Below are 21,725 nucleotides of genomic sequence, written 5' to 3'. Positions count from 1 at the left end.
CGCGGGAGTCCTCATGGTGCGGGGCCTAGAAGGTGAGCTTCGCGCCCAGACGGATGGAGCGCGGGGCCTGGTAGGCGGTGGGCCGCTTGAAGTTGGGGTTGATGTCCTGCACGCCAATGGGCAGCCCCGTGGCGGTGGAGATGACCTTGCAGTTGGGGTTGTTCGCGGTGAGGCAGGCGGTGAGGTCGTCCGGCTTGCCGCCCTGCTCGATGGCGTACACGCGCGTGGTGGTGAAGGTCTGGTCCACGTCCGTGTACTGCTGGAAGTTGAAGAGGTTGAACACGTCCAGGGACACCGTGAGGACGTAGTCCTTCACCAGCCGCTGGTTGAGGCCCACGTGGCCGTCCACGCCGTGCACCCAGGGCAGCCGGCCCGCGCTGCCGCGCGGCAGGATGAACGTCTCCGAACCGCTGCGGCGCGGGTGCGCGCCCAGGTAGTTGAGCGGCGTGCCGGAGCGCGCCCGGTAGTTGCCGCCCACGTTGATGCTGGTGCGCGGCCCCAGCACCAGCTCCTTCGCGGCGAAGACCTTGAACGCGTGCGTGCGGTCCCCGGGCAGCTGGCCCTCGCGGTTGATGGTGAGCGACACCAGGTCGAAGTCGCGCGTGAGGTTGGGGGACAGCTGGCCGGTGTCCGCGCGGAACAGGCCGGAGTAGTTCCCGCGCAGCGTGGACCAGGTGTAGCTGGCCTGGGCCAGCCAGCCGCTGGTGAAGGCGCGCTGGAAGTAGACGTTGACCGCGTCGTACTCGCGCTTCGCCAGCGGGAAGTCCGTGGAGTAGCCCTTGCCCGGGTTGCCCAGGAAGAAGGTGCTGCCGTCGTCGCGGCTCATGTCCTCGATGACGTCGTTGAGGTAGCGCCGGGTGTACGTGGCGCCCACGCGGCTCGCGGTGAACAGCTCGTACTCACCGCCCACCACGAACTCGTCCGCGGACTGCGCGCGAATCTTGGGGTCCACCGGCACGCGGTCTCCGCCCTGCGCGTCCCACAGCTGGTTGGGGCTCTCGCGGTTGCCAATGGGCTGGCGGTTCGCGTCCAGGGTGCAGTCCACCAGCAGCGACCCCTCGCGCGACGGGTTGCACGGGGGTGCGTCGTAGGTGGCGGACAGCAGCTGCTGCTGCGGGAAGGACAGGTCCGCCATGTCCAGGGGGACGCTCTCGAAGAAGCGCGCGTAGTTGGCGAAGACCTTGGCGCGGCCGCTCTGCGTCGGGTCGTAGATGACGCCCAGGCGCGGGGACCACTGGTTGGGCAGGTGCAGGCCCACCTCGCCGTCCAGGCCGTAGATGGTCTGCACGTCGTAGCGCAGGCCCACGTTGACGGTGACCTTGTCCAGCACGGACCAGCTGTCCTGGAGGAAGCCGCCCACGGTGGTGGACGTGGAGGTGCCCTCCTTGTTGGGCAGGAACACCGGCTGATCCGGGCCCTCCAGGTAGCCGTACTGGTTGAGGCTGAAGAAGCAGTCGCCGCCGGTGCACTCCTGCCAGGGCGTGAGGCCCGTGCGCGCGCGCTTGTTGTAGAAGCTCATCCGCTCGATGTCCGCGCCCGCCTTGAGGATGTGGTGGCCCAGGGCCTCCAGCAGGTAGGTGCCCATCACCTTGCCCTGCACGCGGTCCAGCCGCTGGATGCTGATGGTGCCGGGGCCGCCGGTGGAATAGGCCGTCACGGGACAGCGCAGCATCTGCTCCGCGGGCGTGCTGCCACAGTCGTCCGCGTTCGGGAGCGTCTCGAACTCGTTGATGGTGTGCGGGCCCGGGTTGCGGGTGCGGCGCCAGGCGATGTTGGACTTCGCGGACAGGCCCTCGCCGGAGCCCAGGCCGGAGCCGTCCGACGGGAGGATGGAGTCCGCCTGGTGGTGCCAGCCGAGCGTCGCGTCCACCAGCAGCTTCTTGTCGAAGAAGGACGAGGCCTGCTTCGCCACGATGTCCATGGCGCTGTTGCTGCGGCGGGTGGCGATGGCCTCATACGCGCCCTGCACGAAGCCGGTGCACGACAGGCTGGAGCACACCTCCGGCTCGCCGTCGTCGCTGAAGGAGTACTTGCCGCTGCCGCCGGAGGAGCGCGGCGTGCCGAAGACGGACAGGGACAGGCTGTGGTCCGGGTTGAAGTTGTAGGTGAGCTTGCCCAGGTACTGGACGCTGCGCTCGTCCGCGAAGCGGGACACGCGGCTGCCCTCGATGGGGGACACCTGGGAGAAGCCGGTGGTGGGGTCCTTGCGGCGGGCGCCCACGGCGGAGCAGCCGTTGGCGGGGTCCACCTCCGAGCACAGCTCATAGCTGCTGAGCTGGCGGTCCACCTGGATGCGATTGAAGGACGGCGCGACGCCCACGTAGAACCAGAGCTTGTCCTTGAGCAGCGGGCCGCCCAGGTCGAAGCCGAAGTCGCCCAGGTTGTGGGCGCTTCCCTGCGCGGAGATGACGCTGCCCTCGCGGAGGATCTCCTTGCCGGACGTCTGGAACGCGCCGGGCGCGTAGTTCGCGAACACGGAGCCGTGGAACTCGTTGGAGCCGGACTTGGTGACGACGTTGAGCACGCCACCGGTGGAGCGGCCGTACTCCGGCATGTAGCCGCCGGTGATGATGTTGACCTCCTTCACGAACTCCACGGACAGGGGCGTGCCCAGGGTGCCCACGCCGGGGTCGTTCACGGACAGGCCGTCCACGACGTACTGGCTCTCAGGGGAGGAACTGCCGCTGATGCTCACGCCGTAGCGGTCCTCGGTGGCGCCGGGGGCCAGCTCGGCCAGGCCTTCGAAGGAGCGGGACGCGGAGCCCTTGGTGCCGGGGCGGATGACGGCGATGTTGCGGATGAACTCCTGGTCCACGGTGACGCCCGCGGCGCTGGAGCCCACGTCCACGCTGGGCGGCGAGCCGACGACCTCGAAGTCCGCGCTCATGGTGTCCGGCGCCAGCTCCGCGTTGAAGCGGATGGTGCGGTCGATGCGCAGCAGGATGCCGTCGCGGACGTAGGGCTGGAAGCCCTGGGCCTCGAAGCGCAGCGTGTACGTGCCCGGAGGCAGCTGGGGGATGCGATACAGGCCGCTCTTGTCGGAGAGGACGGTGCGCTCGCCCTGCAACTGGGGCGACGTGGCGGTGACGACCACGTTCTCCAGCCGCTGCTTGTCGAGCGCGTTCGCCAGGGTCCCGGTGATGACCGAGTTGCCCTGGGCCCACGCCCCGGCTCCCCACAACACGACCATGAGCCACAGCCCACGGATGAAACGGATTCGTCTGAGCACGTCTGCGCCCCTCCCGGCGAAGGGGGCGAACTTTGTCGCAAAACGTGAGAAATCCACCAGCCCAAATCACAAAGACTTTGCGGCTAGAGCGGAAAATGCCCGACCGGCTGCGTCAGGCCCGGTGGAGGGAGGGGAGGGTGAATCAGAGGATGTTCCCGGGCTCGGAGGTGAAGAGCGCGTGGAAGAGGGTGGTTTCCGGAGGCTTCATGAGGTTGACGTAGAGCGGAACGGGCGTCTGCGCGACGTCGAGGGGCAGTGCGGTCGCGCCGTATTCGGCCTCGATGTGTCGGGCGATTGTGTCCGCGATGTCTCGGAGCTCCAGCGGAGCGGGGCCGAGGAAGACCTTCGATTCCATGAGGTGCTTGCCGAGGAAGACCCGACGAACACAGTGCACGGTGTAGAGGGGGGCCAGGATGCTGAGATATCCGGCGACCGTCCAGCGAGTCTGCGGGCGCATCATGTCCTGCTCCTGATGCGGGTAGACCAGCACGCCGAAGCTGGGGTTCGCCAGGCCCGGCGCGTAGTCCCAGGCATCGCAGCTGGGAAGCGCTTTTCGAAGCGTCTTCACAAAGGCCCCCCAGAGGGGCCTCTCCGCATTTTTCTCAGCCCAGAGTGCCTCGTAACGAAGGTCTTCGGGACTGGGGTCCTGACGGAAACGATAGGCCTCGTCGGCCCCCCAGTAGAGACGTGCAACCGCGAGCAGGTCTTCGGCGGAGGGCGTCATGGCTTCCCAAGCTTGGATTTGAAGGTGAGCGTCGCCGGATGGCACTGTTGCCTGACCCGTGAGCCGACAACGGCCGCGTCGAGCGCGGTCGTGAGGGTGTTCCTGAACTCCTCACATGCAAGACCGAGGGCTGTTACCGGAGTCGTTGCGCTGAACACGGTCTGGGCCGCCAGATTGGCGCAATTCGCCGCGATGCGCTGGGCCAGTTCCAGCGGGATTGGCTCCGAGCCTTCGACCTGGAGGGGCATTCCAATTCCCAATGGGCAACGGAAGACCTCTCCCGTGTCACGCCGTAGCGGAACATGGACACAGGCTTCTCTCCAGCCGCCTGCTCCCGGCTCTGTCTGCTCAACGACCGTGACGAACCGGAAGTGCCGGGGCTGGAGGCTCCCCTCCACCACGGTTCCGGTACTTGTCGCGCAGCCCGTGAGCAACCACGTCAGCCCCAGGCCTACCGCCCGTTTCATCGCGTCCATGGCCTTCCCCCCGGAAGGCCCCCGACGTCACTTCAAAATCCTCTCAACGCTCCATCGTCACAAAGGATGGACGACTGTCCGCTGAGACACGCGTCCGCCTTGCGTTGTCAGGGCTGCGCCTCGCGTCGCGCCAGGTGCTGCGCGAACAGGTCATCCAGCCACGCGCAGACGTAGCCTCGCTGCGCCAGCTCCAGGAGCGCGGAGAGATCCTCGTTCGTCCCCAACTGGGAGAGCGCCAGGATGGCTTCCGCGAGCTCGGGGCCGAGGGGTGGCATGAGGTCATGGCGAGAGGGGTCTTCCTCCCCTCGCGAAGGGGCTCGGGAGAGCACTTCCATGAACAGGTGCCGGCTGGCCTCCCCGTCCAGCACTCCGAGCCACCGGAGCGCCTGTGCGCGCACTTCCGGGGCCGTTGCTTCACGAGCCACCTGTCGAAGCGCTCCCACCCACTGGCGGTCGCCCTGCTGGATGAGCCCCGCGAGCGCATGCAGTCGGATCGTCATAGGGCTGTCATGCGCCAGCGAAAGGAGCTGCTCGGTCCACGCCGCGTTGGATTCGCCCAGCAGCACCAGGCCCTTGATGGCCAGGGACCGCATTCCTTCATCGGGTTCTCGAAGGGTGGCCAGGAACAGGGGACGCGCGTCGGGGGCTCTCGCGTCCAGCGCAAGGCGAAGCACCCTGGCGACAAGCGACGTGTTGCCAGGATAGTGCATCGCGGTCTGGGCCCACCTGATGGCCACTGCGGGGGCGCAGTTCCACAGCAATGTGAGCAATTGAGCGCGAACGAGTTCCGCCAACCCGACGTCGCAGAGGCGCCGGGATAAAACACGCCGCCGCGCTTCGCTCCAGCCTCCCAGGATGTCCAGCACCCAGACGAAGGCGGGCGGATGTGCCAGAAGCCCGTAGGGCGTGAGCCAGGCCGCGCTCTCCGCCCGGACGACGGCGTCGAGCTGGCGCAACAACCCCTCGTCTCCAAAGTGGGTCCGCAGATCCTCCAGGGGAAGCATGAGCGCTTCTGCTGCGCGTTGGCGAAGCTCGGGAACCGCGCCCATGAAACATGAGAGCTCATTGCGGGACATTCCCCAGGGTCGCCTCATCTTCCGCTCCAGCGCCTCGGCGCTCAGATCCTGGCTCCATGCCACGAGGAACTCCCGGGCCTGGGGGCGCTCACGCTGTGCGAGGGCCACGTCGAGGTTCAACGCATGCCTCAGGTCGCCCCCGGCTTCGAGGAGGCCGCGGTCGGACTCGCACCAATGCGTGAACAGCCAGTCGAAGAGGGCACGCGGCTGCTGCACTGCGATGACTGCGTCGAAGCGGCGTGCCCGTTCGCGGTCATGCGCTTCCAAGGTCGCCCCCCTCATGGGAGTGACGAGGAGCCGTGCCCGCTCCTCAGGAGGCAGTCGGAGCAACACATCTTTCAGGGAGGACGTGAAGCCGTCGAGCCTCGCGAAGAGCAGAAGGTATTCCAGCGAGAAGCCCGCTACTCCAGAGGAGGCGTGCTCCTCGTGAAGCCGGGCAAGCTCCGCCCCCGAGAGCCAGAGGCCATGCTTCGAGCCTACACGCAGCGCCATGTCCCGGAGGGGCGGGTCTGTTGCCGGGTCGAGGATCAACGACCGCAGGAGAGGCAGAAGCCCGTCGCCGAAGATGCCCAGCAGCCAGAGGGCCCGGCATCTTGCGGCGGAGGACTCCGGGGGATTCGTTTCCAGCAGGTGGAGCAACTGCGCGCGAAGCTGCTCGCGCGAGGACCACACCAGACGGGGCTGCGAGGACACACCAGACGCCGGATTGGGCCCGGTTGGCGAGGCCGGCCGCGAACACGCGGGATGATGCTCCCAGCCTACACACGACCCGGGCCCGACGACTAGAAGCCCTTCAGCGCTCCACCGTCGCAGGCGATGGACTGGCCGCTGATGTACGCGGCCGGCTCCGACGCCAGGAACGTCACCAGCGCCGCGAACTCCTCCGGCCGCCCCAGCCGCCGCGCGGGGATGTTCGGCGCCACCTTCTCGTCGGACAGACCCAGGTCCTTCATCCGGTCCGTCGCGTGGTAGCCCGGCAGCGCCGCGTTCACCGTGATGCCGTACGGCCCCACTTCATTGCTCAGGCTCTTCACCAGCCCCAGCAACCCCGCGCGCAGGCCGTTGGACACCGTGAGGTTGTTCATCGCCTCGCGCGCCGCCGTGGACGTCACCAGCACGATGCGGCCCCAGCCCTGCGCCTTCATGCCCGGCAGCGCTTCCTGAATCGCATCCACCGTGGCCAGCCACAGGCTCTGGAACCCTGTCTGCCATTGCTCCACCGTGATGGCCTCGAAGCCTCCGGACGGCGGGCCTCCCGCGTTCACCACCAGCACGTCCAGGCCGCCCAGCTTCTGCGTCACCTCGCGCACCAGCCCGCGCGCGGCTCCGGCTTGAGTCAAATCACACGGTACGGCCAGCGCCGCGCCCAGCTCCTTCGCCGCCTTCTGGAGCTTCTCCCCGCCTCGCGAGGACACCGCCACCGTCGCGCGCTCCTTCACCAGCGTGTCCGCGATGGCGCGCCCCAGCCCCGACGACGCGCCCGTCACCAGCGCCCGCCTACCCTTCAAGCCGAAATCCATCCGCGTGCTCCTCCATGAAAGGGGTCAGCCGGCCGCGAATGAGCTTCGCCGCCCGGTCCAGGTCCACGTCCTCGGGTCGCTTCAGGTCCTTCGCCAGCTCGGACACGATGCCGCCCGCGATGGCGCCCACGCCGTAGGCCAGCCGGTAGGGCACGCGGCTGAAGCTCACCAGCGTGTAGCGGCTGACGAACTCGCCCGGGAAGGCGTTGAGCAACACCTTCTCCACGCCCTTCTCCAACAGGAAGCGCGGATCCGCCGTGCTGTCGCGCATCTCGATGAAGTTCTCCACCGCCATGTCCGCGATGGCGTCCGCGTTCGTCTTGCGCAGCCGCTCGAACTCGCGGAACGCCTGGCCGAAGTCCGGCTGCTTCTCCAGGAGCGCGTCCAGCACCACGCAGTCCTCGAAGCCGCAGTTCATGCCCTGCCCGTAGAACGGCACGATGGCGTGTGCCGCGTCGCCCAGCAGCAACGTCCGCTCCCCCGCGTGCCACGGCGCGCACTTCACCGTCACCATGTGCCCGGTGGGCCGGGAGAAGAACTCCTCCACCAGCCCCGGAATCAGCGCCTTCGCGTCCGGGAACTGCTCCTGGAAGAACGCCTCCAGTGCCGCGGGCGTCTGGAGCGACGCGAAGCTCACCGGCCCCTCCCACGGCAGGAACAGCGTGCAGGTGAAGCTGCCGTCCTCATTGGGCAGCGCGATGAGCATGTACGTACCGCGCGGCCAGATGTGCAGCGCGTGCTTCTCCATCTGGAAGCGCCCGCCCTCGCCCGGCGGAATCGTCAGCTCCTTGTAGCCGTGCCCCAGCGTCTGCGAATCCGCCTGGGAGCCTGTCTGGGATTGCAGCGCCTGCCGTATCGCCGACCCGGAGCCATCCGTGCCGAACACCACCGCGTCGCGCACCTCGCGCGTCTCACCCGTGGCCTCATCCAGCACCGTGAGCGCCCCCGCCGCCGGATCCGCCTGCATCACGCGCTGCTGGAAGCGGATGGACACGCGGCCCGTCGCTTCCGCCTGCGTCATCAGGAACTTGTTCAACCAGCCGCGTGACAAGGAGTTGATGTGCTGCGAGTCGTCCTTGCCATACGGCTGGAAGGCCAGCTCGCCCTTCACCGGGTGGATGACCCGCCCGCGCATGGGGATGGCGTGCTTGAGCGCCTCCTCCTCCAGGCCCACCTGTCGCAGGGCGTGCAGGCCGCGCGTGGAGATGGCCAGGTTGATGGAGCGGCCCGCGTCCAGCGTCTCGCGGCGCATGTCCGGCCGGCGCTCCAGCACCTCCACCGTGTGGCCCCGGCGGGCCAGGTACAGCGCCAGGAGCGAGCCCACGAGGCCCGCTCCCACCACCGTCAGCTTCGACTCATTCGAGGGCATGGGCCTCCAGCGCCTTCACGAAGCGGAAGACGTCCAGGTACGTGTTGTAGAGGGGCGCGGGCGCGGCGCGGATGATGTCCGGCTCGCGGAAGTCGCAGATGATGCCGGCCGCGGCCAGCCGCTGGAGCAGCCGCTTCGGCTCGCCCTTGAAGCGCAGGGACAGCTGCGCCCCGCGCTGCTTCAGGTCGCGCGGCGTGGTGATGGTGACGTACCCCGCGGGCAGCCGGTCCAGGAGGAACTCCAGGTAGCCCGTCAGCTGGTCGCTCTTGGCGCGCAGCGCCGCCATCGTCGCCTTGTCGAACAGCTCCAGCGACGAGCGCAGCGCCGCCAGCTGGAAGATGGGCGGGTTGGACAGCTGCCACCCCTCCGCGCCCGGCAGCGGGTCGAACGTGGGGCCCATCTCGAAGCGCGTGGCCTTGTTGTGTCCCCACCAGCCCTCGAAGCGCGGCAGCTCCGGCGAGTGCGCGTGTCGCTCGTGCACGAACACGCCGCCCAGGCTGCCCGGTCCGCCGTTGAGGTACTTGTAGGAACACCACACCGCGAAGTCCGGCCCGTCGTCGTGCAGCGACAGCTTCAGGTTGCCCGCCCCGTGCGCCAGGTCGAAGCCCACCTTGCAGCCCTGCGCGTGCGCCACGCGCGTAATCTCCCGCAGGTCGAACGCCTGCCCGGTGAGGTAGTTCACGCTGCCCAGCATCACCAGCGCGACCTCCTTTCCGTGCCGCTCGATGGCTTCGAGGATGTCCTCGGGGCGCAGCGTGTCCTCACCCTCGCGGGGCGTGAGCCGGACGATGGCCTCCTTCGGGTCGTAGCCGTGGAAGCGCGCCTGCGACGCCACCGCGTACTGGTCCGACGGGAAGGCGCCGCCCTCGATGAGGATTTTGAAGCGCTCGCGCGTGGGCCGGTAGAACGACACCATCATCAGGTGCAGGTTCACCGACAGGGTGTTCATCACCACGACTTCCACGGGCTGCGCGCCCACCACGCGCGCCACCTGCTCGGTGAGCAGCTCGTGGTAGGGCAGCCACGGGTGGCGGCCGTGCACGTGGCCCTCCACGCCCAGCCGCTCCCAGTCCTCCATCTCCATCTGCACGTACTTGCGCGCCTTGCGCGGCTGCAGCCCCAGCGAATTGCCCGCCAGGTAGATGGCCGGCGCGCCGGAAGCGGCCGGAGGGAAGAGGAACTCGTCGCGCAGGGGCCTCAGCGGATCCTTTGCGTCCAGGCCGTAGGCGAACACATCGGTGTTCTCGTAGACAGGGGCCGTCATGGTGCGAAGTCCTCGTGCGAGCGCCCCAGCCACTCCAGGGCGTTGCGATAGAGCAGTTGCTCGCGCACGGAAGGCGCCAGGTCCGTCAGCGACTCGATGAGCGTGCCGGGCCGCTCCTCGCCCAGCGGGAAGGGATAGTCACTGCCCAGCGCGACCTTGTCCGCGCCGAACAGCTTCACGATGGCGCGCAGCGTCTGGGCGTCGTGCACCAGCGAGTCCACCCAGAACCGTCCCAGGTAGTCGCGCGGCGCGACGGGGTTGTCCACCGCCACCAGGTCCGGGCGAACTTCAAAGCCGTGCTGGATGCGGCCCAGCGTGCCGGGGAACGCGCCGCCGCCGTGCGCGAAGGCGAGCCGCAGCTTCGGCAGCCGCTCCATCACCCCGCCGAAGATGAGCGAGCAGATGGCCAGCGACACCTCCGCCGGCATCCCCACCAGCCACGGCAGCCAGTACTTCGCCATCTTCGCCTCACCCATCATGTCCCATGGGTGCACGAAGACGGCCGCGCCCAGGTCGCTCGCGGCCTGGAAGAAGGGGAAGAGGGCCGGGTCGGAGAGGTTCAGGTCGTTGACGTGGCTGCCAATCTGCACGCCCGCGAACCCGAGCGTGCGCACGCAGCGCTCCAATTCCTTGACCGCGAGGTCGGTGGATTGGAGCGGCACCGTGCCCAGCCCCACGAAGCGCTTGGGCGCGGAGGCCACCGCGCCGGCGAGGTGGTCGTTGAGGAAGCGCGCCACCTCCAGGCCGTCCTGCGGTTTGGCCCAATAGCTGAACAGCACCGGCACCGTGGACAGCACCTGCACCTGGACGCCGTGCGCGTCGCACTCCGTGACGCGCTGCTTGGGGTCCCAGCAGTTGCTTTCAATCTCGCGGAAGAACTTCCCGTCGTCCCGCATCATCCGCGCGCGGCAGGGCGCGTGGTGGTCCAGCGTGATGAAGCCGCCGTAGCCGAAGCGCTCGGCGAAGCGGGGCATCTCCGGGGGGAGGAGGTGCGTGTGGATGTCGACCTTCACTGGGGCGCACCACCCCGCGCCACCTTCGTGCCGCACTTCTTGCACGTGCAGTTGTCGGGGTTCCCGTAGAAGTGCTCGAACACGGGCGGCAGCTGCGTCACGAGGTTGGTGACGTGCAGCGACTCTTCATAGAGCTTCTCGCCGCACTTCGGGCACAGCCACAGGAAGGAGTCCAGCTCCTGCGGCTGGCGGCGGCGCTCCAGCACCAGCCCGATGGTGCCCGCGGGCCGCTGCGGCGAGTGCGGCACCTTGGGCGGCAGCAGGAAGATCTCCCCCTCGCGGATGGGGACGTCCTGCACCTGCCCCTCGTCGATGACGCGCAGGGTGATGTCGCCCTCCAGCTGGTAGAAGAACTCCTCGCCCTCGTTGACGTGGAAGTCCGTGCGCGAGTTGGGCCCGCCCACCACCGTGACCATGAAGTCCCGGTCCGCCCAGACCTGCTGGTTGCCCACGGGCGGCTTGAGCAGGGGGCGGTGCTCGTCGATCCACTTCTTGAAGTTGATGGGGGTCAGTCTGCCCATGTCACTCGTCTCCAATGGTGGCGATGCACTTCAGTTCAATGGCGATGGGCGTGGGCAGCGCGTTGATTTCGAGCGTGGTGCGGCACGGCGGGTTGTCCTTGAAGTACTCCGCCCACAGCCGGTTGTACGTGGGGAAGTCCCGCTTCATGTCCGTGAGGTACACCGTCACGTCCACCAGCCGCTCCCACGACGAGCCCGCGTCCTCCAGGATGTAGCGCACGTTGCGGAACACGGAGTGGCACTGCGTCTCGATGTCGTAGGAGACGATGTTGCCCGCCGCGTCCAGCTCCACGCCCGGGATGGCCTTGCTGCCGCGCTCGCGCGGGCCCACGCCGGAGAGGAACAATAGATTTCCCACGCGGCGCGCGTGGGGGTAGAGCCCCACCGGCTCCGGGGCCTTCTTCGAATCGATCCGCTCGCCAGCGCTCACGTGTCGCTCTCCAGGCTCAAAGCTTGATGCAGACGTTCTTGGGTTCGGTGAAGAAGCGCAGCGCGTCCCAGCCGCCCTCGCGGCCCACGCCGGACTCCTTCACTCCGCCGAACGGCGTGCGCAGGTCGCGCAGCATCCAGGTGTTCACCCAGACGATGCCGCTGTGCAGCCGGGCCGCGAACCGGTGCGCGCGCGCCAGGTCCTTCGTCCACACGCTGCCCGCAAGCCCGTAGCGCGTGGAGTTGGCCCACGACAGCACCTCCTCCTCGTCGTCGAAGGGCATCAGCGTGGCCACCGGGCCGAAGATCTCCTCCTGGTTCGTGCGGCACGTGGGCGCCAGGCCCTCCACCAGCGTGGGCTCGATGAACCAGCCGTTCGCGCAGCGGCCGGGGACGCTCGCGCGCTGCCCGCCGGTGAGGATGTTGCCGCCCTCCTGCTTCGCCAGCGCGATGTAGCCCATCACCTTCTCGAAGTGCTCGCGCGACACCAGGGCGCCCTGGTCCGTGCCCTCCACCAGCGGGTCCCCCACCTTGAGGGCCCGCGTGCGCGCGACCAGCGCCTCCTTGAAGCGCGGATACAGCGAGCGCTGCACGAAGATGCGCGGGCCGCACAGGCAGATCTGCCCCTGGTTGGCGAAGGACGAGCGCAGCGTGGTGGCCAGCGCCTCGTCGAAGTCACAGTCCGCGAAGATGACGTTGGGGTTCTTCCCGCCCATCTCCAGCGACAGCTTCTTGAACGCGGGCGCAGCCACGCGGGCGATCTCCGCGCCCGTGCGAGTGCTGCCGGTGAAGGAGATGGCGCTCACGTCCGGGTGTCGCGTGAGCGGCCCGCCCACGTGAGGCCCCAGCCCGTGCACCAGGTTGAGCACGCCCGGCGGCAGCCCCGCGTCGCGGCACACCTGCGACAGGAGGTAGGCCGTCATCGGCGTCACCTCCGACGGCTTGGCCACCACGCAGTTGCCGGCCGCCAGCGCGGGGGCGATCTTCCACGTGAGCAGGTACAGCGGCAGGTTCCACGGCGAGATGCAGCCCACCACGCCCAGCGGCGAGCGCAGCGTGTAATTGAGCGCCACGCCGTCCATGGGGTGCGCTTCGCTGGAGAACTGCGTCGCCGCGTCCGCGAAGAACTCGAAGTTGAGCACGCTGCGCGGGATGTCCACCGTGCGGGCCACCGCCAGCGGCTTGCCCGTGTCGATGGACTCCGCCCGCGCGAAGGCGTCCAGGCGTTCGTGGATGAGGCCCGCGATGCGGCGCAGGAACCGCGAGCGCTCGATGGCCGGCAGGGCGGCCCACGCGGGGAAGGCCCGGCCCGCGGCCTCCACGGCGGACCGCACGTCCTCCTCGCGCGAGTCCGGCACATGCGCGTAGAGCTGGCCCGTCGCGGGCTCCGGCTTGTCCAGCCACTGGCTGCCCGCCGCGGGCACCAGTTCGCCACCGATGTAGTTGAGGACCTTTTCCAAGGCAGCGCCCTCCTGAAGGGAGACGCGGCAATGTATGTCGCGGCCGTCCGCTGCCTCCAGGATTCCGAACGGCGGACGTCGGATGGCGCTCGCTTGCGCGGCCGTCTGGCGCCCGGCGTCTCCGGGACCCGCTCCACCGGTGAATCCTTGGTGGAATTGCGGGCCGGGCATGGAAAAGATTCGCGCATGACCTCGACAGTGGATGTGGTGGCCCTGGCCGGAATCCTGGACGCGGCGCGGCGCGAGCGGCGCGAGGTGCCGCCCCTCACGCACGCGCACCCGCAGCTCTCGGTGCCGGACGGCTACGCGGTGCAGGCGGAGGGCATCCGGCTGCGCGAGGCCCAGGGCGAGCGGGTGGTGGGCCTGAAGATGGGCTTCACGTCGGAGGCCAAGCGCCAGCAGATGAACCTGGGCTCGCCCATCTTCGGCGTGCTCACGGACCGGATGCGCGTGCAGCCGGGCGGCGTGGTGCGCGTGGGCGCGGGCATCCACCCGCGCATCGAGCCGGAGATCGCCTTCCGCACGTCGAAGGAGCTCAAGGGCACCGTGACGCGCGACGAGGTGCTGGACGCGTGCGAGGCCGTCTTCGCGGCGATGGAGGTGCTGGACTCGCGCTTCGTGGGCTTCAAGTACTTCAGCCTGCCGGACGTGGTGGCGGACAACGCGTCGTCGTCGCTGTTCGTGCCGGGCACGCTGGAGCGCGGCCCGCGTGAGCTGGACCTCACGAAGCTCCAGATGCGCATGGAGGTGAACGGCAAGGTGGAGGGAGAGGCGCGCTCGGACGCCATCTCCGGCGACCCGGTGGTGTCGCTCATCCAGCTGTGCGCGCTGCTCGCGGAGCGCGGTCAGGTGCTGCCGGCGGGGAGCCTGGTGCTGTCGGGCGCGGCCACCGCCGCGTACCTGATGAAGCCCGGCGACCACGTGCGGCTCACCGTGGACGGGCTGGGCACGGTGGAGGTCACCGCGGCCGAGTAGTCCTCAGTACAGCAGGCCGTCCTTCGGCTGGAGCGGCGGAGGCAGCCCGGACTCGCCCAGCATCTGCCGCAGGTTGATCTCGATGGTGCGGCAGAGCGCGGTCATGGGCGTGTCGCTGACGCCGTCCTCGAAGGGGTTCTCCACGTCGCGGCCCACCGCGTCCAGGGCGATGAAGAGGAACGCGATGATGGCCGTGACGAGCGGCGTGAGCACGCCCAGGTCCGCGACGACGCCCAGGGGCAGCATGGTGAGGTAGGCGCGCACCATGGCGTGCGGGAGGATGTCGTACTGGCGTGGCAGGGGCGTGTTCTTGATGCGCTCGCACGCGCCCAGGTAGTTCGTCAGTTCGGTGAGCGTCTCGTCCATCGACACACGCATGTAGACCTTCTCCGGGTGCTCGATGTCGCTGTAGACGCGGCGCATGCGCACGCCCATCCACAGGACGATGGCGGCGGGCACGTTCTGCTCGTCGCGCAGGGCCTCCAGCACGGACGGCCGGAAGAACGGCGTGATCTCCGGGAAGGGGTCCTGCCGCCGCAGGTGGCAGCGGAGCGCGTTCACGAAGCCCACCTGCGCGTAGACCAGCTCGCGTGCGTCCTCGGTGATGCCCCCGAACATTCCGGTGATGCCCCGGGGGGACTCCGCGGCCGGGTGGATGAACGTGGCCAGGTTCGCGCGTGGGACCTCCCTGCGCAGGTCGCGCGCGTGGCCCAGCTGGTCGCGCACCGCGCCGTCCCCCACCTGGGACCAGGCGGGCGCCAGCGCGGGACCCTCCGGCTGCACGGCCACCTGCACCAGGCGGGACGCGGCGGAGGGTGTCTCCGGCGTCCCGTCGCTGCGCTGCGCCCGGGGCGCGGGCAGGAAGGTGAGCACTTGCCGGGCGAGCGTCCGCGACGCGTTCACCAGCCCGCCCCAGATGGTGCGCGCCTCCCACCAGCGCTCGTAGGCGGAGTTGTTGCGGAAGCCGAGCAGCACGCCCAGCGCCGCGGCCAGCAGCGTCACCGGCAGCGCCGGCACCGACAGCCACTTGGCGTCCAGCACCTCGTAGCCCAGCGAGATGGCCAGCGCGATGACGATGTGGACGACGACGGGGCGCCCCGTGTAGCGGAGGATGATCCGCCAGGACAGCATCCGACCGACGATCATCTCGCGGGGCTCCTCGCGCGTCGCGCGTGCTGCGTGAGAAGCCGGATGTAGTGATGCCCTCGCGCCGGGGCAATGCGGCGCGTCACCTTCGCGTCCACCGCCCGGCCGGAAGCCCGGTCCGCACGCCGGGGGAGCGTGCGGAACCGGACGGAAGGACGCGTGCGCGTCCTCAGGCCCGCGACTTGGAGAAGACGATGCTCGCGCCCGTCCCCGGCACCGTCACGGTGAAGGTGCGCTCCACGGTGGCCAGGCCGTTGCCGCCGCGCGCCGCCAGCTCCAGGAAGAACGCGCCCGTGGCCTTCAGGTGGAAGGACTGCGCCCACGACTGGGACAGCGCCTTGAACGCGTCCTTGAAGACGGAGGCCGAGCGCTGCTCGCTGTTGCGCAGGTCCAGCAGGCCCGCGCGCAGGTCGCGCCACTTGGACACGGTGCCGGGGTTCTTCTGGATGACCTCCGCGAACGTCAGCATGCCGTTGCCCAGCTGCCCCTCGCTGTACGCGAAGTGCCCGACGAGCGGGTTGTTCTTCAGGTTCGCGGCGGCCGTCCTCGCGGCGTCGGCGGCGGACCAGTTCTGCTCCAGGTACGCCTTCCACAGGGCAGCGTAGACGGACTCGCGCACGGCGGGCCGGTCGCGGCACGGCACGCCGTACCAGGGCAGGGCCCGGGCCAGCGCGCGCGCGAAGGCGGAAGGGGCGTCCGGGTCCGCCGCGTGGTCGATGACGTCGCGCAGCGTCCGGTTGTCCAGCTTCAGCTCCACGCGCGTCTCCACCTCCTTGCCGCCGGACGCGTCGCGGATGCGCTGGAGGACCTCCTCCTCCTCGGCGTCGTCCAGCGCGCCCCAGATGATGGCCTCGTCCACGGCCTGGCGCAGGTCGTTGTCCGACAGCTTGCGCGCGTCATGGGCCAGCAGCAGGTACAGGCCCAGGTCGAAGTCCGCCACGACGGGCGACTTGCGGAACTCCGCCATGTCCGCCTTGAAGTCCGCGGTCCAGTGCATGTACGGCGTGAGCAGCGCGCCGCTGTAGCTGCGCACGCCCAGGAACGAGATGCGCTGGGGCGCCTCCTTCTCCAGGCTGTTGCGCTGCACCACCTGGGTGAGCTCGCGCGTGTCGTTGCCGCCCAGCGCCCACTTGCCCAGCTTCAGGGAGAAGCCCCAGGCCTTCGACTCCTTGTTGACCTCCTTCAGCAGGCACTGCTCCAGCGCCAGGCCTTCGGCCTGCATGCGCTGCATCGCGCCGTCCATCCGCCCCGACACCAGCAGCGGGTGCAGCGCGCGGGCCTGGGCGTCGGTGCACACGGTGGACAGCAGCGTGGTCTGCTCGCGCAGGCGCAGGTACTCGTAGCGGAAGCCCAGCTCGAACTTGGACTCGGCCAGGGCCTGGATGCGCGCGCGCACGTCCGTGCGGAGCTTCTCCCACTGCGTGCGCAGCGCCGTGGTGTTGGCCTCCAGCTCCCCGAAGCCCAGCCGGTCCAGGATGAGGCGCAGCACCTTCGTCTCGGCGTCGGACAGGGTGTGCGCCTCCAGCTTCGTCATCAGGGACTCGAACCGGGACAGCGGCACCGACAGGAGTCCTTCGAGGACCTTCTCCACCTGCGTGACGACGGCGGCCGGGTCGGTGAGGCTCGCCTCCACGTGGAGGCTGGCCGTCACGCCCGCCTCGCGGGCCACCACCTTCTTCACCTGCACGCGCACCTGGCCTGGGGCGGGGCGGGAGAAGATGACGGCGTAGTCGTCCACCACCTTCACCTTGGCGGACACGGTGGCGCCCGCCTTGGCCTCGAAGGAGAGCAGGGTGCTGGCGGACAGGAGCTTCGTCAGCGTCTGGAGGTTGGAGGTGTAGACGTCCGTCCAGTCCAGCGTCGCGGTGACGGACAGCTCGCCGCGCGCCTGGAAGGCGAACGCGTCGCCCACGCCCAGCGTGTCCAGCGACGACGTGAGCAGGGGCAGCCGCAGGTTGGGCGCGTCCTGCTTCAGCGCGGCGCGCGCGTTCGTGTCCTGCGTGTGCCGGTGGTAGTCCGCCAGCAGCACGCGCACGTCGCCGTTGGCCGCGAGCGCCACGTAGGGCAGCGGGAAGCCGACCTCCGCCTTCACGCGCGCCTCCACCCCGTACTTGAGCCACGCCTGGTCGCCGCCGTGGACGAGCGCCGGGGCCAGCTGCTCCTTCGCGTCGCCGGGGGCCTCGCCCACCACGCCCGCCGCGTCCACGTCCGCGGGGGCGTCATAGCCCTCCACGAAGCCGCGCGCCGACACGTCGAACGCGAACGTCAGGGGGCCCAGCTTCTCTCCCGCGGGCAGCGCGTAGCTGGCGGTCGGCAATTCCACGCGGATGTCCGAACCCTTGAGGGGCGCATCCGGCAGCACCTTCGACACTTCGTCCAGCAGCGCCAGCTTCCACGACATGACGGCTCCCTCCCACGACGTCCACGGAAAGGCCGCATCCTACATCGCCGGTGTGACGTGGGAGGCCGGACGTGAAGCGGGCGCGAGCGACCCACCAGGGAGGCGGTCAGGGCACGTCGCGGACCTGCTGGAGCGCGGGCGGACCGTCCGCCGTCACGACCAGCGGGTCGGGCATCATCCCCTGCACGCACGAGCGGATGTGGGCCTCGTTTTCGTCCACGGGCTTCAGCATCAGCGACTTCGTCCGGGTGCGGAGCGCGCGCGGCCACTGGCCCCTCTCCGCGCGGGCCACGTCGACCTCGGTCAGGGCGATGAGCGCCTCGGAGCGCAGCGCGCGCAGGTCCAGGGCCTCCACGTCCTCGGGCGACAGGCGCACCGCCGGGGCCTCCGCCTGACGGAAGAACTCCCCGCGCTCGCGGGCCTCCAGGGCCTCCAGCGAGCTGCGCCGGTCCTCGGCCGGTTGATCCGCCACGGCGAGCAGCCGGTCCGCGTCCTCCACCCACTGCCGCCACTGGAGCCGGCGCGACAGGGCGCCGGGCAGCGAAGGCGCGTCGAACCACGAGGGCGGGAGTTCGGCGCGGGCCTCGTCGGAGAGCAGGTCGCGGAAGGCGTGGAGCTGCGCGGCGACGGCCTCCTCGTGCAGCGTCAGGGACACCGGCGGGAAGCCCTCCTGCAGCCGGGTGAGCTGCGAGATGGCCTCGCGCTTGCGGGCCAGGGAGGCCGCGTCGAGCGCGTCCGCGCAGGCCCGCCACACGCGGCCATAGCCGGTCGCGGACAGGCGCTGTCCCAGGAGCCCGCCCCCCAAGGCCAGCTCGCGGCTGAGCGCGAGCGTGTCCACGCACGTGTCCACCGCCTGATCCGCTTCATCCCGCGACACGAGCAGCCGCGTCTCCAGCGCCGCCTGCTCCACCACGTGGCGCAGGGCCTGGAGCAGCGCGTCCCGCCGTGAGGTCTCCGGCCCGGACAGCGGGCGCAGGTCCTCCGGGAGGCCACCGGACTCCGCGTGGGTGGCGGCGAGCACCTGCCGCATCAGCGGACGGCTCCGCTCCAGGGCCTCGTGGCTGGAGGCGGGAAGGTCCGTCACCGGCGCGCGTCCCTCCGTCACGGCCTCGCGGGTCGCGGCCTCCGCCGCGCTGGGGGCCGGGGCTTCGCGGGCCTGCTGGAGGAGCGCGGGCCGCAGCGCCTCCACGGCGTCCCCGAAGGTGCCGGGCCGCGCGGGAATGACGTGGACCGGACGCGGGTGTTCCGCGTGCGTCAGCGTGTTCACCTCGCGCAGCAGCCGTTCCTCCAGCGCGTCGGTGCGCAGGTGCTGGTACGCCAGCGCCCCAAGGCTCACGAGGACGGACAGGGACACGCCTCCCATGAGGGCGGGGAGGGGGCGCTTCAGGGCCATGAGGAGGGGACTCCAGGAGGGGGACCCGGAATGTCGCACGAAACGCCGGAGCCCCACAGCCTCCCCCCGGGCGGAGCCTTCCGCTGGCGGGCAGGAACTTCCTGCCCCTCATCATCGGGCCTGTCAGCTCGGCTACCAGGCAAGCACCCCGCAGGGCACGTGTCAGGCCCCGGCGGGGGCTGTCTCGGAGGTCGTGGTCCGGGCCGCGCCCAGCCGGCGCAGCAGGTGGTCCGCCAGGTCCCGGGCCTGGGAGCGGATCTCCGGCACGGCGGTGGTCTCCCAGAGGTCCCCCCGGCGCGGCGGGCCCAGCGTGAAGAGGTGGGCGGACGGCTGGCCGCGCGCGTCCAGCACCGCGCCATCCCCCGCCGTCGCCAGCCCGATGCCCAGCGCGTCCGCGCGCGCCTGTCCCGCCTCCAGCAGGCCGCGCAGGACGGGCTGGCTGCGCGAGGCCGGGCTCGACTCGGGGCCGGTGCAGTTGATGACGTGCTGCACGCGCAGCACCTGGGCTTCGCGCTCGCCCCGGGGGCGCAGGCGGACCGCCACCGCGTCCGGCTCCAGCTCGAAGCCGAGCACGTGGCCCGCGTGGAGCACCAGCCGCCCCTCGCGCCGCCACGCGTCCAGCGCGTCGTGGATCTCCGGCGCCATGCGGTGGCGGTGCACCTCCCAGTACGCCCGCAGGTGGCGCAGGAACCGCCGCCGCTCCGGCTCCGACAGCCGCTGCCACAGGGGCGTCGTCACCGGCCGCAGCGCGTCCACCGCCGCGCGCCAGTCCGCGCCCGCGGCCGTCTGCGCGTCGACCTCCTGGCGCATCGCGTGCAGCACGTCGCGGATCCGCAGCGTGCTGAACGGCACCACGTCCTCGGCGGAAGGGGACGCGGTCTCCGCGTCGCGACAGCGGTCCATCTCCCGGCGCACCGAGCGCAAGAGCTCGCGGATGCGCAGGGGCTCCGCCGCGGCGGGCGTCTTCGCCCCGTGCGCGCGGTGCGGGTGCGGCAGCAGGCCGTGCCGCGACAGCGCGTGCACCGTGCCCTGGTGGCCGCGCTCGCCCAGCGACAGCACCGTGTCCACCATGGTGAGCGCCGTGCCGACGAGCAGCACCGACTCCCCGGCGCCGATGCCCTCCAGCGCCCCGTCCATCCACGGCGAGCGGTGGTAGCGGGGGCTCGCGTACAGCCCGCCGTCCGGCACGCGCAGGTCCGCGGGCAGCGCGTTGCCCAGCGCCAGCACCACGCTGCGCGCCTCCAGGGTCGCGCCGCTCGCCAGCGACACCTTCACGCCGTCCGCGGTGTCCACCACCGCCGTCACCTCGTCGCGAGGCGTCTCCAACTGGACGCCCGGCGCGGCCCGCGCGGCGGACTCCTTCAGCACCGACTCCAGATATTGGCCATAGCGGCGGCGCTCGGCGAACGCGGACGGCGGCGTGTCCGGCGCCTCCACGCGCAGCCAGCGCAGGAAGTGCTCCGGGTCCTCGACCCAGGCGCTCATGCGGCCGGCCGGCACGTTGAGCAGGTGACGCGCGCTGGTCGTCGAGTACGCGACCCCCCGACCCAGGCGCTCCCCCCGCTCCACGAGGGCCACGCGCAGGGGCGAACGGGCGCCCCGCAAGAGACAGGCCGCCAGCAGCGTTCCGCTGGCGCCCGCGCCGATGATGATGATGTCCTGCCGGGAGTTCACCGCTCGATTCTAGGGCCGGCCCCCCCGGATGCCATCCCTCCCGGGCGTCGTCCCAGGCGCGGACTGTCCGTCGGCCCACGGCTCCCGGGCCGCTCCAGGGCCTGGCGCCCACCCCGGGACGTCGGGGCCCGGCGGACCTCAGAGCGCCTGGCGAGCTCCAGGCACCTGGGACACCTGGGGCACCGCGGGGACGGAAGGGGCGGGAGGAGGCACCGCCAGCCGCTCCCCGATGCGCGTGAGCCCCTCGCCAGCGCGGGCGCGCGCGTGCACGAGCGCATAGTCTGGAAACGCGGTCCCGAACCACCGGTCCAGCACCACGGTGTAGAGGCCGTAGTGCCCCTGGTAGCGCGCATGGTGCAGCGCATGGAACGTGGGGGTGAAGAAGACGCGGCCCACCCAGGACGTCACGAAGCGCTTCGGCAGCCACTCCGTGTTGCCGTGCCCGAAGGCGTTGAGCAGGTAGTTGGTCATCATGTAGGCCAGGATGCCCACCTGCGTGCCCGGCATCAGGTGCATGGCCGCGAAGTGCAAGCTGAGCCCGCCGCCCATCAGCACCAGCCGCTCCGCCACGGAGAACGACAGCGCGGTGAGCGGCTCCGTCACCTGCGCCACGTGGTGCTGGGCGTGGAAGCGGTAGAAGCGCGGCAGGTGCAGCAGCCGGTGCGTCGCGTAGAACCACACCTCGAAGCCCACGAACATCCACGCGTAGGACCACAGCGCCCGGGTCAGGTTGAACGGCGCCACCAGGGGCCCGCTGAAGTAGCGGAACGTCGCGATGAGCACCGCGTCCGTCAGCACCACGCCCACCGCCGCGAGCGCCTCGCTGCGCAGCTGCCCCTTCGCCAGCTCCCGCCGGTACACCCGGAAGCGCTCCGCCAGCCGCGTGCGCCACACCAGCCACCCGCCCGTCACCGTCAGCAGCTTGATGGTCCCCGTGATGAAGAGGACCAGCAGCAACAGCAGGGGCAGCGACGGATTCTGGGGCAGCAGCATCAGCATCACGGACCTCGCGAAGGCCAGCACACCCCCGGGCCATGCCTGCCCGGACACCCCAT

At 70.3% G+C, this 21,725-nt stretch carries 17 protein-coding genes; 1 reads left to right on the top strand and 16 read right to left on the bottom strand.

Annotation, left to right across the window (positions count from 1 at the left end; translation table 11 throughout):
- Positions 1-25: 25 nt before the first annotated feature.
- The 11 genes from AABA78_RS22395 to AABA78_RS22345 form a co-directional block, all read right to left on the bottom strand.
- Positions 26-3,190 carry a TonB-dependent receptor gene (locus AABA78_RS22395; protein ID WP_338266235.1) on the bottom strand — a complete coding sequence of 1,055 codons (3,165 nt, stop codon included), beginning with the start codon at positions 3,188-3,190 and terminating at the stop codon, positions 26-28.
- Between the two features lie 181 nt (positions 3,191-3,371).
- The gene (locus tag AABA78_RS22390) at positions 3,372-3,953 is read right to left on the bottom strand and encodes a hypothetical protein (RefSeq protein WP_338265551.1); all 582 of its coding nucleotides are present in this window, start codon (positions 3,951-3,953) and stop codon (positions 3,372-3,374) included.
- Entirely contained in the window at positions 3,950-4,201 is a 252-nt protein-coding gene (locus AABA78_RS22385; protein WP_338265549.1) for a hypothetical protein, read from the bottom strand. Before AABA78_RS22385 ends, AABA78_RS22390 begins: the two co-directional genes overlap by 4 nt.
- Before the next feature lie 335 nt (positions 4,202-4,536).
- Positions 4,537-6,198: a HEAT repeat domain-containing protein gene (locus tag AABA78_RS22380; protein ID WP_338265546.1), complete on the bottom strand. Its 1,662-nt coding sequence runs from the start codon at positions 6,196-6,198 to the stop codon at positions 4,537-4,539.
- A gap of 89 nt (positions 6,199-6,287) precedes the next feature.
- Positions 6,288-7,013, bottom strand: a complete 726-nt coding sequence (locus tag AABA78_RS22375; RefSeq protein ID WP_338265543.1) for an SDR family oxidoreductase — start codon at positions 7,011-7,013, stop codon at positions 6,288-6,290.
- The gene (locus AABA78_RS22370; RefSeq protein WP_338265540.1) at positions 7,003-8,394 is read right to left on the bottom strand and encodes an FAD-dependent oxidoreductase; all 1,392 of its coding nucleotides are present in this window, start codon (positions 8,392-8,394) and stop codon (positions 7,003-7,005) included. Before AABA78_RS22370 ends, AABA78_RS22375 begins: the two co-directional genes overlap by 11 nt.
- Complete coding sequence (gene kynU / locus AABA78_RS22365; protein ID WP_338265538.1) at positions 8,381-9,658, bottom strand: kynureninase; 1,278 nt, start codon at positions 9,656-9,658, stop codon at positions 8,381-8,383. The genes AABA78_RS22370 and kynU overlap by 14 nt, the downstream gene beginning before the upstream one ends.
- A complete protein-coding gene (locus AABA78_RS22360) occupies positions 9,655-10,671 on the bottom strand; it encodes an amidohydrolase family protein (RefSeq protein WP_338265535.1) in 1,017 nt (338 codons plus the stop codon). The genes kynU and AABA78_RS22360 overlap by 4 nt, the downstream gene beginning before the upstream one ends.
- The gene (gene nbaC / locus AABA78_RS22355; protein ID WP_171412638.1) at positions 10,668-11,192 is read right to left on the bottom strand and encodes a 3-hydroxyanthranilate 3,4-dioxygenase; all 525 of its coding nucleotides are present in this window, start codon (positions 11,190-11,192) and stop codon (positions 10,668-10,670) included. The genes AABA78_RS22360 and nbaC overlap by 4 nt, the downstream gene beginning before the upstream one ends.
- Position 11,193: 1 nt before the next feature.
- Positions 11,194-11,622, bottom strand: coding sequence for a RidA family protein (locus tag AABA78_RS22350; protein ID WP_014393721.1), 429 nt, complete (start codon positions 11,620-11,622; stop codon positions 11,194-11,196).
- 16 nt (positions 11,623-11,638) lie between these two features.
- Positions 11,639-13,081 (bottom strand): aldehyde dehydrogenase, encoded by a 1,443-nt coding sequence (locus AABA78_RS22345; protein WP_338265528.1) that lies wholly within the window; start codon positions 13,079-13,081, stop codon positions 11,639-11,641.
- 186 nt (positions 13,082-13,267) lie between these two features.
- Between AABA78_RS22345 and AABA78_RS22340 the strand changes: the two genes are divergently transcribed.
- Complete coding sequence (locus AABA78_RS22340) at positions 13,268-14,056, top strand: 2-keto-4-pentenoate hydratase (RefSeq protein WP_338265526.1); 789 nt, start codon at positions 13,268-13,270, stop codon at positions 14,054-14,056.
- A 3-nt stretch (positions 14,057-14,059) separates the two neighbouring features.
- Here AABA78_RS22340 and AABA78_RS22335 read toward each other — a convergent pair whose 3' ends face one another.
- The 5 genes from AABA78_RS22335 to AABA78_RS22315 form a co-directional block, all read right to left on the bottom strand.
- The gene (locus tag AABA78_RS22335) at positions 14,060-15,202 is read right to left on the bottom strand and encodes a bestrophin family protein (protein ID WP_338265524.1); all 1,143 of its coding nucleotides are present in this window, start codon (positions 15,200-15,202) and stop codon (positions 14,060-14,062) included.
- 169 nt (positions 15,203-15,371) lie between these two features.
- Positions 15,372-17,603: a hypothetical protein gene (locus tag AABA78_RS22330; protein ID WP_338265523.1), complete on the bottom strand. Its 2,232-nt coding sequence runs from the start codon at positions 17,601-17,603 to the stop codon at positions 15,372-15,374.
- Between the two features lie 106 nt (positions 17,604-17,709).
- Positions 17,710-18,996 carry a hypothetical protein gene (locus tag AABA78_RS22325; RefSeq protein ID WP_338265521.1) on the bottom strand — a complete coding sequence of 429 codons (1,287 nt, stop codon included), beginning with the start codon at positions 18,994-18,996 and terminating at the stop codon, positions 17,710-17,712.
- A gap of 162 nt (positions 18,997-19,158) precedes the next feature.
- Positions 19,159-20,670, bottom strand: coding sequence for an FAD/NAD(P)-binding protein (locus tag AABA78_RS22320; RefSeq protein WP_338265517.1), 1,512 nt, complete (start codon positions 20,668-20,670; stop codon positions 19,159-19,161).
- Between the two features lie 138 nt (positions 20,671-20,808).
- Positions 20,809-21,669, bottom strand: coding sequence for a sterol desaturase family protein (locus AABA78_RS22315; protein ID WP_338265515.1), 861 nt, complete (start codon positions 21,667-21,669; stop codon positions 20,809-20,811).
- Positions 21,670-21,725: the final 56 nt, after the last annotated feature.

This window comes from Corallococcus caeni, assembly GCF_036245865.1.
GTDB classification, from domain to species: domain Bacteria; phylum Myxococcota; class Myxococcia; order Myxococcales; family Myxococcaceae; genus Corallococcus; species Corallococcus caeni.
The sequence above is the reverse complement of the archived record's forward strand: the minus strand, read 5'-3'. Positions and strand labels throughout refer to the sequence as shown.

Excerpts from the sequence above, each read along its gene's own strand:
- AABA78_RS22385 (WP_338265549.1), bottom strand. The coding sequence starts at position 4,201 with ATGCCCCTCCAGGTCGAAGGCTCGGAGCCAATCCCGCTGGAACTGGCC.
- AABA78_RS22315 (WP_338265515.1), bottom strand. The coding sequence starts at position 21,669 with ATGCTGATGCTGCTGCCCCAGAATCCGTCGCTGCCCCTGCTGTTGCTG.
- AABA78_RS22395 (WP_338266235.1), bottom strand. The coding sequence starts at position 3,190 with ATGGTCGTGTTGTGGGGAGCCGGGGCGTGGGCCCAGGGCAACTCGGTC.
- AABA78_RS22330 (WP_338265523.1), bottom strand. The coding sequence starts at position 17,603 with ATGTCGTGGAAGCTGGCGCTGCTGGACGAAGTGTCGAAGGTGCTGCCG.
- AABA78_RS22390 (WP_338265551.1), bottom strand. The coding sequence starts at position 3,953 with ATGACGCCCTCCGCCGAAGACCTGCTCGCGGTTGCACGTCTCTACTGG.
- nbaC (WP_171412638.1), bottom strand. The coding sequence starts at position 11,192 with ATGGGCAGACTGACCCCCATCAACTTCAAGAAGTGGATCGACGAGCAC.
- AABA78_RS22340 (WP_338265526.1), top strand. The coding sequence starts at position 13,268 with ATGACCTCGACAGTGGATGTGGTGGCCCTGGCCGGAATCCTGGACGCG.
- AABA78_RS22370 (WP_338265540.1), bottom strand. The coding sequence starts at position 8,394 with ATGCCCTCGAATGAGTCGAAGCTGACGGTGGTGGGAGCGGGCCTCGTG.
- AABA78_RS22325 (WP_338265521.1), bottom strand. The coding sequence starts at position 18,996 with ATGGCCCTGAAGCGCCCCCTCCCCGCCCTCATGGGAGGCGTGTCCCTG.
- AABA78_RS22335 (WP_338265524.1), bottom strand. The coding sequence starts at position 15,202 with ATGATCGTCGGTCGGATGCTGTCCTGGCGGATCATCCTCCGCTACACG.
- kynU (WP_338265538.1), bottom strand. The coding sequence starts at position 9,658 with ATGACGGCCCCTGTCTACGAGAACACCGATGTGTTCGCCTACGGCCTG.